10 protein-coding genes are annotated in these 16,517 nt (G+C 70.7%); 2 read left to right on the forward strand and 8 right to left on the reverse strand.

The window, feature by feature from the left end:
* From dnaK to AB0959_RS25340, 3 genes are all read right to left on the reverse strand, one after another.
* Positions 1-1,917 carry a molecular chaperone DnaK gene (gene dnaK, locus AB0959_RS25330; RefSeq protein ID WP_366828821.1) on the reverse strand — a complete coding sequence of 639 codons (1,917 nt, stop codon included), beginning with the start codon at positions 1,915-1,917 and terminating at the stop codon, positions 1-3.
* 122 nt (positions 1,918-2,039) lie between these two features.
* Positions 2,040-2,429 carry a YrdB family protein gene (locus AB0959_RS25335; protein WP_366828822.1) on the reverse strand — a complete coding sequence of 130 codons (390 nt, stop codon included), beginning with the start codon at positions 2,427-2,429 and terminating at the stop codon, positions 2,040-2,042.
* Positions 2,430-2,518: 89 nt separating this feature from the next.
* A complete protein-coding gene (locus AB0959_RS25340; RefSeq protein ID WP_366828823.1) occupies positions 2,519-3,460 on the reverse strand; it encodes a LysR family transcriptional regulator in 942 nt (313 codons plus the stop codon).
* Positions 3,461-3,544: 84 nt separating this feature from the next.
* On the opposite strand from AB0959_RS25340, the gene AB0959_RS25345 reads away from it, so the two are divergent.
* A complete protein-coding gene (locus AB0959_RS25345; RefSeq protein ID WP_366828824.1) occupies positions 3,545-4,324 on the forward strand; it encodes a sulfite exporter TauE/SafE family protein in 780 nt (259 codons plus the stop codon).
* A 1-nt stretch (position 4,325) separates the two neighbouring features.
* Complete coding sequence (locus tag AB0959_RS25350) at positions 4,326-4,859, forward strand: hypothetical protein (protein ID WP_366828825.1); 534 nt, start codon at positions 4,326-4,328, stop codon at positions 4,857-4,859.
* Between the two features lie 43 nt (positions 4,860-4,902).
* On the opposite strand, the gene AB0959_RS25355 is transcribed toward AB0959_RS25350, so the two are convergent.
* The 5 genes from AB0959_RS25355 to AB0959_RS25375 form a co-directional block, all read right to left on the reverse strand.
* The gene (locus tag AB0959_RS25355; protein ID WP_366828826.1) at positions 4,903-6,927 is read right to left on the reverse strand and encodes a GDSL-type esterase/lipase family protein; all 2,025 of its coding nucleotides are present in this window, start codon (positions 6,925-6,927) and stop codon (positions 4,903-4,905) included.
* Positions 6,928-7,002: 75 nt separating this feature from the next.
* Positions 7,003-7,824, reverse strand: a complete 822-nt coding sequence (locus AB0959_RS25360) for an inositol monophosphatase family protein (RefSeq protein WP_366828827.1) — start codon at positions 7,822-7,824, stop codon at positions 7,003-7,005.
* Between the two features lie 160 nt (positions 7,825-7,984).
* The gene (locus AB0959_RS25365) at positions 7,985-10,168 is read right to left on the reverse strand and encodes a beta-L-arabinofuranosidase domain-containing protein (RefSeq protein ID WP_366828828.1); all 2,184 of its coding nucleotides are present in this window, start codon (positions 10,166-10,168) and stop codon (positions 7,985-7,987) included.
* Between the two features lie 105 nt (positions 10,169-10,273).
* A complete protein-coding gene (locus tag AB0959_RS25370; RefSeq protein WP_366828829.1) occupies positions 10,274-14,425 on the reverse strand; it encodes an Ig-like domain-containing protein in 4,152 nt (1,383 codons plus the stop codon).
* A 23-nt stretch (positions 14,426-14,448) separates the two neighbouring features.
* Positions 14,449-16,461: a beta-L-arabinofuranosidase domain-containing protein gene (locus AB0959_RS25375; RefSeq protein ID WP_366828830.1), complete on the reverse strand. Its 2,013-nt coding sequence runs from the start codon at positions 16,459-16,461 to the stop codon at positions 14,449-14,451.
* Positions 16,462-16,517 lie beyond the last annotated feature (56 nt).

Below are 16,517 nucleotides of genomic sequence, written 5' to 3' on the forward strand. Positions count from 1 at the left end.
TCAGCCCGCCTCGGGCTTGTCGCCCTTGTCGTCGTCGACGATTTCCGCGTCCACCACGTCGTCGTCCGCGTCGTCCTCCGCGTCGGCGGTGTCGGAAGCGCCCGCCGTGCCCGTGGCTCCGGAAGCACCGGCGGCGCTCGTCGCGCCCTCGGCCCGGGACTGGTCGTACAGCGCCGTGCCGATCTTCTGCGCGGCGGCGGCGACCTTGTCCGTGGCCTGCTGGATGCCCGCGGTGTCCTCCGCCCCGTCCTGGCTGCTCTTCAGCTTCTCCTTCAGTTCGGTGAGCGCGGCCTCGGTCTCGCTCCTGGCGTCGGCGGGGATCCTCTCGGGGTTGTCCTTGATGAGCCTCTCGGTCTGGTAGACGAGCTGCTCGGCCCGGTTGCGGGTCTCGGCGCCCTCACGGCGACGGTGGTCCTCCTCGGCGTGCTGTTCGGCCTCACGGACCATGCGGTCGATGTCGTTCTTCGGCAGGGCCGAGCCGCCGGTGACGGTCATCTTCTGTTCCCTGCCGGTGCCGAGGTCCTTGGCGGTGACGTGCATGATGCCGTTGGCGTCGATGTCGAAGGAGACCTCGACCTGCGGCACACCGCGCGGCGCGGGCGGCAGACCCGTCAGCTCGAACATCCCGAGCCGCTTGTTGTACGCCGCGATCTCACGCTCGCCCTGGAAGACCTGGATCTGCACGGACGGCTGGTTGTCCTCGGCGGTGGTGAAGATCTCCGAGCGCTTGGTCGGGATCGTCGTGTTCCGCTCGATGAGCTTCGTCATGATGCCGCCCTTGGTCTCGATACCGAGCGACAGCGGCGTCACGTCCAGCAGCAGGACGTCCTTGACCTCGCCCTTGAGCACACCGGCCTGAAGCGAGGCGCCCACGGCCACGACCTCGTCCGGGTTGACGCCCTTGTGCGGGTCCTTGCCCGTCAGCTCCTTCACCAGGTCCGTGACAGCGGGCATGCGGGTGGAACCGCCCACCAGGATCACGTGGTCGATGTCGGACAGCTTGATCCCCGCGTCCTTGACGGCCTGGTGGAAGGGGCCCGTGCAGCGCTCCAGCAGATCGGCGGTCAGCTGCTGGAACTGGGCGCGGGTGAGCTTCTCCTCCAAGTGCAGCGGGCCCTCCGAAGAGGCCGTGACGTAGGGCAGGTTGATGTTCGTCTCCGTCGAACTGGACAGTTCGATCTTGGCCCTCTCGGCGGCCTCGCGCAGCCGCTGCACGGCCATCTTGTCCTTGGCCAGGTCGACGCCGTACGCGTTCTTGAACTGCTTGACCAGGTGGTCGACGATCCGCTGGTCCCAGTCGTCGCCGCCGAGGTGGGTGTCGCCGTTGGTGGCCTTGACCTCGATGACGCCCTCGCCCATCTCCAGCAGCGACACGTCGAAGGTGCCGCCGCCGAGGTCGAAGACCAGGACCGTCTGGTCGTTCTCCTTGTCCAGGCCGTACGCGAGGGCCGCGGCCGTCGGCTCGTTGATGATCCGCAGGACGTTCAGGCCCGCGATCTCCCCGGCCTCCTTGGTGGCCTGCCGCTGGGCGTCGTCGAAGTAGGCCGGTACGGTGATCACCGCGTCCGTGACGTCCTCGCCGAGGTACGCCTCCGCGTCCCGCTTGAGCTTCTGCAGCACACGGGCGGAGATCTCCTGCGCGGTGTACTGCTTGCCGTCGATGCTCCCGCTGTCCGGGAACCGCCAGGCCTTGTCCCCCATGTACCGTTTGACGGAGCGCGCGGTGCGTTCCACGTTCGTCACGGCCTGCCTCTTGGCGACCTCCCCGACGAGCACCTCACCGTTCTTGGCGAAGGCCACGACGGACGGTGTGGTCCTGGCCCCCTCCGTGTTGGTGATGACGGTGGGCTCGCCGCCTTCGAGGACCGAGACCACCGAGTTCGTCGTGCCGAGGTCGATACCGACCGAACGCGTCATCAGGGCTCACCCTCCTCGTTCTCCCTGTCGTCATATCCTGGTTTACCCCTATTTTTCATCCAGTGCCGCTTCAGCACTCCCCCGAATGGGCTCGGCCGTACGAGCGCCGGGTACCCGAGGATTCAGCGCCCACCAGGAGAACGGCGGAACGTCTCGGCCACGGCCGTGTTGGCGACCATCACCACCGCGAGGACCACTGCCGCCACGGGGTGCCCGACTCCGTACAGGGCAGCGGCACCGCCGCCGAGCACCACCGTCTTGACGACCAGAACGAGCGGCAGCCCGGGTCGCCACCTGGCTCTCGGCGCTGCGAACGACGCCCACAGCACGACGGCCGCGGCGGGCGTCCCGACGCCGAGCACGACCCGGAGAGCACCCTCGTGCCCCGCGGCGAAACCCCACCAGCTCAGACACGCCAGTGCGGCCAGCTCGAGCAGGAACGCCAGCACCTCGTTGGCCGCGTACCACGGCCGTCCGCTCAGCGCGCCCATGGTGCCCGGGTCCCCCGCCATGTTGTCCTCCCCGTAAGTCTGGACGAAGTCTGGACGCCCAGCATGGCACTGCCACGGATGCGGGGATCCAGGAGATTGCCCGCCGTTGATCAGCCGCCGTGACGATCGCCGGAGTCCCCGCGTCTGCCGAAGGACGCCGACTCGGATACCGCCGCCCGCCGCAGGTGTTCGGCGAGCGCCGCGGTGGCCGTCGACGAGGTCCGGCCCTTGGCGCCCCAGGCGAGCAGATGGTGGCGGCGGGCCCAGGCGTCCTGGAGTTCGCACACGTCGAGTGGCCGGCCGGGGTCGACGGCGCGGCGCGGCACGACGGCGAGCCCGACGCCGGCGGCCGCGAGAGCGACGAGGGCTCCGAGGTCGGCGACGGTGGTGCGGTACCGCACGGCCGGCGCGTGCGGTCCGAGGTGCCTCTCGATCCAGCGGCGCAGCGAGGAGCCCGGGTCGAGGCCGACGAGAGGGTGCTCGGCGACCTCGCTGTACGTCAGCGCGCCCCGGCCGGCGAGGATCCCGTCGGCCTGGCCGATCACCACGAGGGAGTCGTCACCGAGGGGTTCCATGACCAGACCGCAGTCGCGGGCCTCGTCGTCGACGACCACCCCCAGGTCCGCCTCACCGTCGGTGAGCTTCCGCACGGTCTCGGGGGTGCGGCTCTCCGACACCCTGACGTCGACGTCCGGGTGCGCCCGCAGGAACGAGACCAGGGCCTGCGGCACGAGTCGGTGCATCGCGGAGCCACCGCTCAGCAGTGTCAGCGGAGCGGTCGGGGACCGGGTGTAGCTCGCTACGGCGCTTTCGAGCCGGGCCGTCTGCGCGAGGACTTCGCGGGCGTGCCGTGCCAGGGTCGTCCCCGCCGGGGTGGGCCGCACGCCCCGTCGCCCACGGATCAGCAGGGCCACACCCGCCTGGTGCTCCAGGGAGCGCACCCTGGCGCTGGCCGAGGGCAGGCTGAGGTGCATCCGGCGGGCGCCCGCCGTGATCGACCCCTCCGAGACGACGTCGAGGAAGAGCCGGAGATCGTCCAGGTCAAAGCGCACGAGGATCAGCCTATGGCTCAGCCTTAGGCTGGGTACGCCGATTACGCATTGTGGGGCGCCCGGTCACCGAGCGATGCTCATCGGGTGTCCGAGACCCTGCTCGTCCTGCTGGCCGGTGCCGCCGCCGGAGCGCTGAACGCCGTCGGTGGAGGCGGCACGTTCGTGGCGCTACCCGCCCTGGTCGCTGTCGGCCTGCCTCCGGTGACGGCGAACGCGGCGTCGAGCATCGCCCTCGTCCCCGGTTCGGTGGCCAGCGCCTGGGTCTACCGGCGCGAGATCACGCCGGTCGGGTCGACGTCCACGACGGCTCTGACCACGGTCAGCGTCGTCGGGGGCGGGCTCGGCGCCGGACTGCTGCTGGCACTGCCCGCGGCGGCGTTCGACACCGCGGTGCCGTGGCTGCTCGCGTTCGCCACGGTGGTCCTCGCCTTCGGGCGGCATCTCTCCCGTGCGGTGAGCACCGCGGTGGGCCGCCCGGTCGGCATGAGTCCCCGGACGGTCCTCGTAGGCCAGTTCTTCCTCGCCCTGTACGGCGGATACTTCGGCGGCGCCGTAGGCATCCTGATGCTGGCGCTGTGGAGCGTGGGGCTCGGTCTCGACGCCGCGACCGGCAATCCGATGCGGGTCACCCAGGTCGCCGCCGTCTATCTGAGCGCGACCGCGCTGTTCCTCGTCGCTTCGGAGGCGCTGAGCGCTCCGCTTCTCCTCGTCGGCATGCTGGCCGGTGCGGTGGTCGGCGGCTTCGCCGGGGCCCATCTGGCGCGCCGGCTTTCCGCGCGGTTGCTACGGGGCGTCATCCTCACCACCGCCGTGACCATGACGGTCCTCTACTTCCTGCGTACCTCCTTCCCGTGGGCCGGCTGACATGGCCGAAGGTGACGCGGAAGCAGGCGCCGCACCGTTCACGGACGCGGCGCGAGCGCGGCTGGTGGCGGCCTACGAGGCATGCGAGCTGGCCGACCTCGCCCGAGCCGCCGTTCCGGTCGGCGAGCACGAACTGAATCCCGACGGCACCGTCGGCGACCCGGGCGTGGCTCTGGCCGACGCGGCCCGTGTGCTCGTGGCCGCGCGGCGGTACGTCGAAGCCGCCGCCGTGTTCGAGCGGCTGGGTGGCGCGAGCTGGGAGCTCCTCGGCGAGGTCCTGGGGGTGCCGGCGCACACCGCGCGGGCACGCTTCGCGACGGCCGAGGCGCGCTTCCGGAAGGGACTGTTCTTCCCCGCCGGGGCCGCCTCCGAGCAGGGTGGCTCCCCCTGCGGGGTGAGCTGGTGGCGGGCTCACATGGCCAGGGAACCCCTCGAAGCGGCCCTCGACCTCGACGACTGGGTACTGCGCCACCAGGACGGCGACAGCGGACTCGGCACCGCGCCGGTGTCCGGGGGCCTGACCCGGGAACTCTGAGCAGTGGGGCCCGGTACGGCACGGTGCCGAAAGCGGCGTTCGGTCAGGCTCCGATCCTTGCCGCGACGATCGGCGCGAGACGGTCCGCGATGACGCGGTGGCCCTGGTCGTTGGGGTGGACCGAGTCCGTGAGGTCGCCGGAGCCGAGCCAGCCCGTCGTGTCGACGTAGGAGATCCGCGTGTCGCCGCCGTCGACAGCCGCCCTGACGGCTGCCTCGGTCTGCGGGACGAACCGTCCCCGGAAGGTCTCCAGCGCGAAGATCCACGCCTGCGGGTGGGCCGCGCGGACCTTGCGCAGCAGGCTGCTGTAGGCGGCCTGGAACTGGGCCGAGCTCACCCCGTGCCCGACGTCGTTGGTGCCGAGGTTGATGACGACGGCGTTCGCCCGGTAGCGGGTGAAGTCCCAGTCGGGTGTCGAGGCGTTCGGGTTGAGCTTGGTGAACTGCCGCTCCAGGCCCACGCATCCGTCCGCCGCGGCGACGAGACAGGCCCCTCCCTGAGCGATCTGCGTGTGCTCGGCGCCGAGCCGTTCCCCGATCAGCCAGCCGTAGGCGGTGCGGGCGTTCTGTGAGGTCGTCGTGCCCACGGTGATCGAGTCGCCGACGAACTCGACCAGTTTGCCGGGGGCGGACGGTGCGAAGGTGGTGGCGCCGCTGTCGAGGACGAGTCCCTGGAAGACGGCGTCACCGCGGTAGGAGCCCGCGACCACCTGGTAGTTGACCTGGAGGATATGGCGCCCGGCAGCCAGTGCGGTCGGGGTCAGGTTCACCGTTCCCCTGACGTCGTCGTAGAACTTCACGGGCCCGTCGTCGATCCGTGCCCAGAAGTCGATCGTGCCGCGCTGCTTGAGTTGTACGGTCCTTCCGGTGAAGCCGACGCGGTAGTACGCGCCCGCCCAGTACGGGGTGTAGGCGGTGGCCGAGCTGGTGGTGTCCCAGCGCCCGACGAACTTGATGTTCGGGTCGCCGGGCTGGCCGGGCGCAGCCGCCTCCGCTGAAGCGGAACGGCTCGTGGTGGCGCTCAGGGCGGCACTGATGACGGGGGCCAGGCGGCTCGCGAACTTGGTGTGGCCCGTCTCGTTGGGGTGTCCGTTGCCGTCCTCGTAGTCGGTGCCGTCGGTGAGCCAGCCCGTGGTGTCGACGTAGCGCACCCTGGTGTCACCGGCGGTGGTGCGGGCGTCGACAGCGGCCTTGGTCTCGCTGACGTACCTCTTCTTGAGGGTCTGCACCGCGAAGAGGACCGCGCTGGGGTACTTGGCGCGGATGTCGCGCAGGAGCGTGGTGTACGCCGACTGGAACGCCGCTCCGGTCACGCCGTGCCCGACGTCGTTGGTGCCGAGGTTGATGACGACCGCGCTCGCCTGGTAGCGGGAGAAGTCCCAGCTCTGGCTGCCCGTGCTGGCGGTCCGGAAGAACTGGCCGCTCAGACCGGTGCATCCGGACTGGCCGACGAGACAGTAGCCGGCGCGGGCGATCTGTGTGTGCCGCATGCCCAGCCGTTCGCCGGTCTTCCAGGCGTACGAGTCGAGCGCCAGCCGGTCGGTGAGGGCCCCGGCGGTGATGGAGTCGCCGACGAACTCGATGAGTCCGGACGGCGTGTTGGGGGCGACCGTGCGGGCGCCGGAGTCCAGCACCAGCCCTTGGAAGACGGTGTCTCCGGAGCGGTAGGCGATCCGCAGGGTGTGGGTGCCCGCCGGCAACGGCTGCGGAGTGAGGTTCACCGTGCCGCGCACGCCCGCGTGGAAGACGTCGGGCCCGCCGTCGATGCTCGCGTAGAAGTTGACGGCGTCCCGTGCCTTCACCTTCACCGTGGTTCCGGTGAAGGACGTCTGCACGTACGCGCCGGTCCAGTTGGCCACGGCGGTCGTGCCCGAGCCGGTGTCCCAGCGCCCGACGTAGGCGATGTTGGGATCGGACACCGAGCCGTCTCCCGCGGCCGCGTGTGCGCGGGAGGCACCGGCCAAGGAGAGCAGACAGGCGACGAGCACGGCCGTGAGGAGGGCCGCGACACCGCGTCCGGAGGGGCGGGGTCTGGCCGGGCGGAATTCCTGGTGGGGGGATGTCTGCATGGGGATCCTTTCTCACCTGACGTGGGAGCGCTCCCATGGGCAGCCTTTCCACGGAAGCAGTGAAACGATTCACCGTCAAGGTGTCCCGCAAGCCCTCCTCCAGAGTTGGGCGACCTCGGTCGCCACGCCCGGGGCGGCCAGGAGCAGTGGCGCGTCGTACGCGGGGTGTCGGGGCAGGGGTACGGCGCCGGCTTCCGTGCCGATGAGCAGGGCGGGGAGGCCGTCGACCGCGTGGAACTCGCCGATCGCCGTCGCCGAGGCCCGGCCTGCGGCTACCTGGGCGAGGGAGAGGGCCGTGGAGCCCATGACCCGGACCGTGCAGTGGCGGGCGGCGAGTTCCGCCAGGAGGTCGTCCATTCCGGGCCAGTGGGCGTGGGCCGCCCATTCGGTGAGCACCACGTGGCCCGTGAGGGTGGTGTGGCCTGCCGCACGGATCGGGCTGCCGTTGAGGTGGGCGCCCCGGCCTCGCAGGGCCGTGAAGGTCTCCGCCCGCCACGGGTCGGCCACCACTCCCAGGAGCGGTGTGCCGTCGGCGGCGGCCAGGCCCAGGGAGAAGGAGCACCAGCCGATGCCGTGGGCGTAGTTCGTGGTGCCGTCCACCGGATCGATGAGCCAGCGAGGGGCGTCTGGTGCGGCTTCGTGGACGCCGTACTCCTCGCCCTCAATGCCGTGATGCGGGAACTCGCGGCGCAGGACGGAGCGGACATGGGCTTCGATCTCCTCGTCCGTGTCCGTGACGATGTCGGCGGGGCTCGCCTTCTGCCGCACCGAGGCGTCGGCCGTGCCGCGACCGCTGGAGCCGCGGATCGCCGCCGCCCAGTCGGCCAGCTGGGTCGCGACGGTCAGTGCTCGGTCGAGATCGAGATCGCGATCGATGTCGGGGTCGGGGTTGCTCACAGTTCTTCACCGCCGGTGGACGCAGGAACGGTCCTGAGAAAGGTACTGACCGCCGCGTGCCGCCGCCTCGGCCGGTCCGGGTGTGCGTCCCGGCAGCCTGTCGATGCGTGCGTACGGCCGCCCCGACCCGCACGGGCGGGGGCGGCCGTACTCCCCTCCCTCAGCGCCTCAAGTCGGCCTCCAGCGCGGCCGCGACGACACGGTCCCGCTCGGCGCGCGTGAAGAGGCCCTCGGACAGCCATCGGTCCGCGAGGGCGCGCACTGCCTGTACGAAGGCACCCGAGTTCGCAAAGGGTGCCTGCTGCCAGAGCGTGTCGAGGAAGGTCAGACCGTCACCTCCGGCGCGGTTGGGGACGCCCGAGTCGGCCCTGCCGAACACGACGACCGGTTCGGAGCGCCGGAAGTACGCGTGGTAGCGGGTGTCGTCCGCGACGTAGAACGGCGCGAGGGTCAGGCCGTGCGTGGTGAAGTACATCGGCCGGCCCTCGGGGCGGATCGCGGCGGCGAGGTCGCCCCGGAGCGTGAAGTCCTTGTAGAAGGAGAACGTGCGGAACGTCTGCTCGGGGCTCTGGGCGACCAGGAGCACCGGACCGTGGAACACCGACTGGACGGTGGGGTCGTCCAGCGCCCGCTCGATGCGCAGGCGGTACGGAGCGGAGACCTGGACCCGGTCGCCGCGCCGCCAGTTCCTGCTCAGGGTGAGGTAGCTGCCGGGCTCGGCCTCGGCCCGCTGCCGGACTCCGTTGACCGTGACGGTGAAGCCGCCCGTGGCCCAGGACGGGACGCGGAGCTTCAGATCGAGCCTGCCGCCGCCCTCGCGGAACGTCAGGGTGCGGACGCCCTCGGACGGGTAGGTGCTCGTCTGCTCGACGACGAAGCCCCGCTCCGGCCAGCGGAGGGTGGAGGCGAGGTACAGGTTGACGTACAGGGCGCTGCCGTCGGTGGAGCGGAAGTACACCGAGTCCTGGTACTTGGTGTGGTTCTCCATGCCGGTGCCGCCGCAGCAGGTGCCGGTGTTGTCGTACTCGCGCACGACGCCCGGACCCATCCCGACGAAGTAGGTGACCTCCGGGCTGGTCGTGGAGCGGGCGTCCCGGCGGGAGGCGAGGATGTGGTTGGTCAGGCCCCGCTCGTAGTAGTCCATGTAGGCGGGATCCGGCTCGTGGAAGAACAGTTGCCGGGTGAGCTTGAGCATGTTGTACGTCGCGCAGGTCTCGGCGTTCTTGTCGTTCAGGGTGGCCGCGATGGCGTTCCGGGCGCGGAACATCTCGCCCTGACCCGTGCCGCCCAGGCTGTACGTCCGGGGGCCCACGACCATGTCCCAGAAGTTGCGGGCCGCGGCAGCGTACGTGGCGTCCCCCGTGTGGTCGAACAGCCGCAGATAGCCGGTGAATTGGGGGATGTGCTGGTTGGCGTGCCGGCCGTCGAGGATGTCGCGGTCGTCGGCGCAGGCGTCCAGCAGCGCGGTGTTGTCGAAACATCGGGCGGCGGCGAGGTGTTCCGCCCGGCCGGTGAGGGCGTACAGGTCGGTCATCACCTCGTTCATGCCGCCGTACTCACCGGCGATGTAGATCGACCACATGCGCTCCAGCTGGGCCTTCGGCAGTCCGCCGAGGCGGCTGTGCACCCAGTCGCCCATCTTCGAGGCGATGGTCAGCGCCTGCTCGTTGCCCGCCAGGGTGTGCGCGTCGAGGAGTCCGCGCATGATCTTGTGACAGGTGTAGTACGGCGCCCAGATGGTCGGGTACGTCGTGTAGCTCTCCAGCAGGATGAACTGCGTCTCCGGGTACGCCGCCAGGAAGCCGGGGTGGCTGGGTCTGGGCGAACCGTTCTCGGCCAGGGCCTTCTGGCACTCGCCGAGCGCGCCGACGAGGTAGTCCAGCTTGGACTTGAGGGCGGCCTCCCGGGTGTCGGCGTACGCCTGGGCGACGAGGGTGAGGAAGTGGCCGCCGAAGTGGCCGCGCAGGTTGCCGTCGGAGGTCTCCCAGCCGCCCGGCGGCCGGGCGCCCCGGGTGTCGAGCCCGGCGTTGGCCCGGAAGACGGCCAGGATGCGGTCGGCGGGGTAGGACCGCGCGTAGTCGAGCATCAGGTCGCGCTTGGCCCGGAAGACGCCGTTGCCGAGGGTGACCTGGTCCAGTGGGAAGGGGCGCACCGACCAGGCGGACGGGACGGGAGGCGCGGCCGCGGCCTGCGCCGGCGCGCCGGAGAGCGCCTGGGCCGGCGTTCCGGGCAGGGCCTGGCCGACTGCCGCGTGCGCCGTGGGGGCGGCGGATACGAGCGGGGCGGCGGCCGCGGCTCCGGCGGCGAGACTCAACAGGCGGCGGCGGGTGGGGGGTTGGGACATGCTCTCGGACTCCGATCGTCGGTGCTCGGGAGGGGGAGGTGGCTTGGGACATGGGGCGGTGGATGGTCTCCGTGGTACGGCGACCACACGGTCATGAAGGGGCGGTCATGAAGGGGCGGTCACGGTGACGGTGGCCGTGGCGCGGTGGGTGGTGCCCGCCACGGTTCCCTTCACCTCGAAGGTCCCGGGTTCGGCGTACTGGTCGGGCTTCACGGCGTCCCATGTGACGGCGATCCGGCTGTCCTTGGAGCCGTCGTTGTACGTGGCGACCACGGTGGCCGGGAGCGTGGGCGCCTTGCCGGCCCGGGTGGTGACGCGTTCCTCGGCGACGCTCGTGATCTCGACCGCGTCGGTCTGCCGCACCCACACGGTGGCGGTGACGGGCTGCGCGGCCCGGTCGGCGAGCCCGGTGATCCGTACGCTCGTACCGCCCTCGGCGACCTGGTCCTCGGTGAGGGCGGGCCAGGCGACGGGCGAGCGCGCCGTGGAGCCGTCGGGGTAGACCAGTGTCACCTGTCCGGGCAGATCGGGGATTTCGCCGCGTGGCGTGGGGACATGGACCTCGCGGACGGACTCGGGTGTCTCGGCGTACACCTTCCATTCCTGCACGCCGAGGGCCAGGTTCGGGTGACCGGTCAGACGGGCGCGTAGGGCCGTCGTGGTGACGGGGGTGAAGGTGGTCCTGTTGTAGCGGTCCTCGGCGGTGCCGTAGCCGCTGGGCGAGGCGACCTCGCGCCAGGTGTCGCCGTCGCGGTACTCGATGACCCAGGACGCCGGAACGCCGACGCCGTCGTCCGCGCCCGGCTGCGCGTCGCGGAAGAAGTACAGGTCGGAGCCGTCCACGCGGACCGGGTCGTCCCAGGTGTACTGGACCCACTGGGTGCCCTTCTGCGGCCAGCTGCCCCAGCGCGGGGCGTCGGAGGACGAGGCGGGTTCCCGCCCGTCGTTGATCGCGGCCACGGACTCCCAGCCCGAGGTGTAGGAGGCGGTGGGAGTCGCGGAGGGTGCCACGTTCACCTGCCGGTCCCCGAGCCCCTCCGCCTTGACCACGAGCTTCTTCGACGACTCCAACGCACCGTCGGTGGCGCTGAGTTCGAGCGTGTACGTGCCCGGCTTGGTGAAGCGGGCGACCGTCGTGGAGGTACCCGGGGTGTCGAAGATGACGGTGCCGTCCTGCGGGCCGTCCGTCGCCTTCCACGAGGCGGAGAGCTTCCGCTCCGGGAGCCCGTCGTCCTCGACGATCCCGGTCAGCCGGACCTGTCCCGGACGGCTGTACGTGGTGTCGCGCCACGCCTCCACGTAGGGGGCCTGGTTCCGGACCGCCGGTGGGCGGACTCCGGTGGCGAACGCCTGGATCTCCTTCAGGCCGCTGGTGTGGCCGTCCCGGTGGCGCATCAGCACCCGCAGCTTCTGGGTCGTCACCTTCTGGAAGCGCACCTGGTTGAGGTTGGCCCTGGGGTGGATCGGGGACTTGGCCGGGCGTGGGACGTCCTTCCAATGTCCTCCGCCGTCCTGGTACTGCACGGTGTAGAGGGCCGGTTCGGCGTATCCGCCCGGCCGTTTGTCGCTGTAGAAGTACAGCCGGACGTCGTCGACCGCGCGCCTGCGCCCGAAGTCGACCTCGTACCAGTCCTCGGTGTTGCCCGAGCCGCGGGCGCCCCAGTAGGGCTCGTTGATGGTGAAGCCGTCGACGGCGCCGGACACGCCCCTGCCCTGGGCCTCGTGGGAGGCTCGGGCCGTGGCACCGGAGGCGAGATTCACCTTCGCCACGCCCGTCAGGTCCCGGCCGGCCTTGGCGAAGAGGTCGGTGACGCGGTCCTTCCGGCCGTACTCGACGTCCTGCGGCTCCGGCACTCCGGCTCGCAGGCCGGTGACACGCGCCGTGGCGCCCGAGTCGTCGGGGAACGTCACCTTGCGGGTGACGGGGTCGTACACGAGGTGGGTGAGGCGGTCGGCGGTGAAGGCGAGCTTCCCGTCGAGGTAGACGGAGTAGCCCTCGGGGACCCGCTTGCCGTACGGGCGTTTCCCGTCGCCCGGTTCGTCCCACAGCACGGCCACGTCCTTGCCGCGGTAGTTGATGTCCGTGACGGCGAAGTGCGGCCAGTCGATGTCGATCGGCCAGAGTTCGATCTTCCGGTCGTCGCGCGGCCGGAAGCCCATCGCGTCCTCGATCACGGTCCAGTTGGTGGTGCCGAGGATGGTGTGGTGGATCCAGGAGCGGTAGCCGATCTTCTGCGGATCGGCGCTGCCGTCGGCCCAGAACTCGTTCTGGTCGGGCCACCGGTTGTCGCCGTCGACGTACTGGGCCCAGGCGTTCCAGGACAGTAGCTTCTTGTACCAGGTGCGGTCGATGTACTTGCTCGGGTACTTGCGCAGCACCGAGGAGAGGAAACGGAAGGTCACTGTGGAGTTGATGACGGAGAAGTTGTTGCTCCCCGGGTGCCCCTGCTCGGCCGCCTCCGCCTTGTCGGCCTGGTTGGCGGTGAAGAACGGGAAGACGGGGTACTGCTTGGCGTCGGCCCACAGCCGCAGCGCTTCGAGGTACTGGGGGTCCTCGTCCGGGGTGGGCATCAGGCCCACGCTGTACGGGTAGTAGTTGTTGATCTCCTTCCAGGGCACCAGCGTGTCGCTGGCGACGTGCCGGTGCTTGAGCAGCTTGTCCTTCGGGTCCCACAGGTACTTCAGGACCGCGTCCTTGACCCGCTTCGCGGTACCGCGCATCTCGTCGGCCTTGTCCGTCTCGCCGAGGAGTTGGTACGCGCGGGCCGCCGCTGTCGCGTTGCTGTACACGTACGCCGACTCGGCGCGGTCCAGGTTCCCGGGCTTCCAGTCGAACGACACAGCGTCGGCGTCGTTGCCGGTCATGGCGCCCCAGTCGTACTCGATCAGCCCGTTGCCGTCGTGGTCGTAGTTCTCCAGCTGGCCCTTGACGTCCTTCTCGGCGTACCGCGCCAGGTTGCGCACGATGCCGTCGGGCCCGCCGTGCACCTGGTACGAACGCCAGGCCGCCTCGGAGATGTACTGGGTGTAGCTGTTGGACCAGTTCTCCGGGTCGCCGGGGTTGTCGGTGTACTTGCCGTTCTTCGAGACCTCTCCGGCCGAGACCCAGGGGCCGTACGAGTAGCTCGGGTCGCGCAGGTACTTGAGGTCGTCGACGAACATGCCCACGGTCAGGGCGATGGCGTTGTTGTAGCCGAGCGCCCCCTCCATGGAGGTGGGGAACTGGTAGTCGTTGCCCGGGATGTCGGCGTCGAGGTAGTTGAACCGCAGCAGCCACCAGCGGTAGTACAGCGTCTTCTCGATGTTGTCGTCCGGGACGTCGAGGTAGGGCAGGTTCTCGGCCCACCAGCGGTTGTACGTCTGCACGTGGGTGCGGAAGGCGGCGGCCGGGGTCGCGGTGCGCACGGAGTCGTACGCGGGGCGGGAGCGGGCGATCTCCTCGGTGACGAAGCTGAGTTGGACCTTGGTGGTGACGGTGCCGCGCGCGGGGATCGCGAGGGAGCGTGTCAGGGCCTCGCCGTCGGAGGCGGACGCGGGTGTCATGCCGTCGCCGCTGAGTCGTGGGAAGACGGTGGTGAGGTTGTTCTTCGCGGCCACGGCGCCCGTGAGTTCGCGGCCTTCGCTGGTCGTGGTGTACGGGGAGGCGGCGCGCAGCGTGACCTCACGGCGGGCGGAACCGGTGTTGGTGAGGGCCAGGTTCGTCACGGCGACGTTCGCGTCGGTGATGAACTTGGTCTGTGTCACCTTCAGCCCACTGTCCTCATGGGTGAACTCGCTGCGCCAGTAGCTGGGGGTCTGTGTCCTGGCGGCGGTGTTCTCCCGCAGTGTGAGGTTCTCGCCGTCCACGGAGAGGGTGATGGTGTACGCGGACCGGTTGTCGATGCTCTCCCAGTAGGCGACCTTGCCGGCGAACCCGAGCCGGGACGGGTCGTGCTCCTTCATGAACACGGCCCGGCCCCGCGTGAACAGCCAGTCGCCGGAGGGGTCCTCGCCCTTGCGGGCCAGCATGCGGTCCATCCAGAAGTCGGTGCCGTTCCCGGTCTTCCGGTCGGCCTCGTACTGGGCGCGCATCGTGCGGCGGACGGAGAAGCCCGCGGGTAACTCCGGCACGGGCTCGGCGGATCCGGTGTAGACCGGGTAGCCGATGGCCGAGTTGTCCGCCTCGGCCGGTGCGGTGGCCGCGAGCGAGGTCAGCAGCCCGAGAGCCAGCGCTCCGGCCAGGGTTCTGCGATGGTGCCGTCTTCGCGGTCCGTGCACGACTGCCTCCAGGTGAGCGTTGCCTACGGTTCTGTCGGGCGCGGTTCTGCAGGGTGCGGTTCTGTCGTGCGTGGTTCTGTCGTGCGTAGTTCCGCCGTCGGCAGCCAGACGCGCATCGTGGAGGGCCCGCGGTTCGCCCAGGAGTGGTAGGGCACCAGGACGATCTCCGTGCGGTCGGCAGACCTCGCCACGGGGCGGTCGAGCGGCTCGTACGGCCATCCGGTGGCGGGCCGTTCGGCGTGCGCGTCGATGTCTCCGGCGACGACGACGGTGCCGCCCGTGTCGTCCGGCACGTCCTGGGGCTTCACGGACGGATCGACCCGTATCGCGTCGACGTCCCGTCCGTCCGGCAGGTCCGCGGACTCGGCGCAGTACACCAGCGGTCCGCGCTGGACGGCCACCGTGCCACGCACCGCGTCGACGCGCGGGTCGGCCCGGATCCAGCGTGGTGTCACGGGCAGTTCGAGCCGCACTTCGTCCCCGGGCCGGAAGACCCGGGTGACTCCGGCGGTGCCCGGCGGGACGGTGCGGCGTGTCCCGTCCGGGTCGACGAGCGAGGCCGGGGCGCCCGCGGTCCACTCGGGAACGCGCAGCGACAGGGTCCAGGGGTGGTCCGGGGACCTGACCACCCGTACCGTCACGGCCCCGCCGGACGGGTAGTCGGTGCGGACCCGGAGTGCGACACCGTGGCCTCCGGCGAGCGACGTGGCGATCTCGGCGTCGGCGTACTGGTGCAGTTGTACGCCGTGGTCGTCCACCGTCGCTACGTACGCGGGCAGTTGGGCCAGGGTCCGTGCCACGTTGGTCGGGCAGCAGGACACCGCGAACCAGGGTGCGCGCAGACTCGACTCGGCGCGCGGACTGTCGGTGTCCGCGGCGGGCACCGCTCCCCGGGCGCGCCGGTGCAGGGTGTTGGCGTAGAAGAAGGCGCGGCCGTCCTCGGACGGGGAGGTCGCGACCACGTTGAACAGGGTCCGCTCGGCCAGGTCGGCGAAGCGCGGCTCACCGGTGGCCAGCAGCAGCCGCCAGCTGAGCATCACGGAGGCCACCCCGGCGCAGGTCTCCGAGTAGGCGCGGTCCGGTGGCAGCACGAAGTCGTCGCCGAAGGACTCGTCGCGGTGGTGCGAGCCCATGCCGCCGGTCAGATAGGTCCGCCGGGCGACGGCCGCCTCCCACTGCCGTACGACCGCGGCGAGCAGGGCGTCGTCGCCGGTCTCCACGGCGACGTCGACGGCTCCGGCCGCGAGGTAGAGGGCGCGCACGGCGTGGCCGCGCAGCACGGTGGCGTCTCGGACGGGCACGTCGTCCTGGAAGTAGACGCGGCCGAACTCGATGTCGGTGAGCGCGTGGTGGCCGCGGCGGTCGACGAAGAGGGCGGCCTGGTCGAGATAGCGCTGCTCCCCCGTCAGCCTGGCGAGCTCCACCAGTGCTGTCTCGATCTCCGGGTGCCCGCAGACTCCCTCGATGCCGCCCGGGCCGAAGGTGGCGCACACGTGGTCGGCGGCCCGCCGGGCGATCTTCGTCAGCTCGCCCTCGCCCCTCGCTCGGGCCTGGGCCACGCCCGCCTGGATGAGGTGCCCGTAGCAGTAGAGTTCGTGGCCCCATTCGAGGTCGCTGTAGCGGGGCTGCTGTCCGGGGTGCCCGAAGGCGGTGTTGAGGTAGCCGTCCGGTTGCTGGGCGGATGCGACGGCCTCGGTGAGTTCGGCTGTCTCCGCGTCGAGCGTGGTGCCGGATCCGTCGCTTGCGGCAGCCTGCCAGGACATGGCTTCGAGGAGCTTGTAGATCTCCGAGTCGGCGAACTCCCGGCCGCGCCGGCCCTGGTGGATCCGCCCCTCGGCCACGGCCCGGAAGTTGCCGGTCCAGCCGACGCGTTCCATCCAGTCCCGGCAGTGGCCGATTGTGGCGGTCTCGTTGGTGTGCCTGCGCCGGGCCCAGAAGCCGCCGGTGATCCTGACCTCGTCCAGGCCGAGCGGCCGCAGTCGGCCCCGGCTGGGCGCCACCGGCAGCACGGTGGGCCGCGTCGTGTTCTCCCTCACCAGTTCATGCCTTTGGTCGGTCCCTTCGGTCGTGGATGGGTGCCGTGGGGTTGTGC

Source organism: Streptomyces sp. NPDC046862 (assembly GCF_040704615.1).
Classification (GTDB): domain Bacteria; phylum Actinomycetota; class Actinomycetes; order Streptomycetales; family Streptomycetaceae; genus Streptomyces.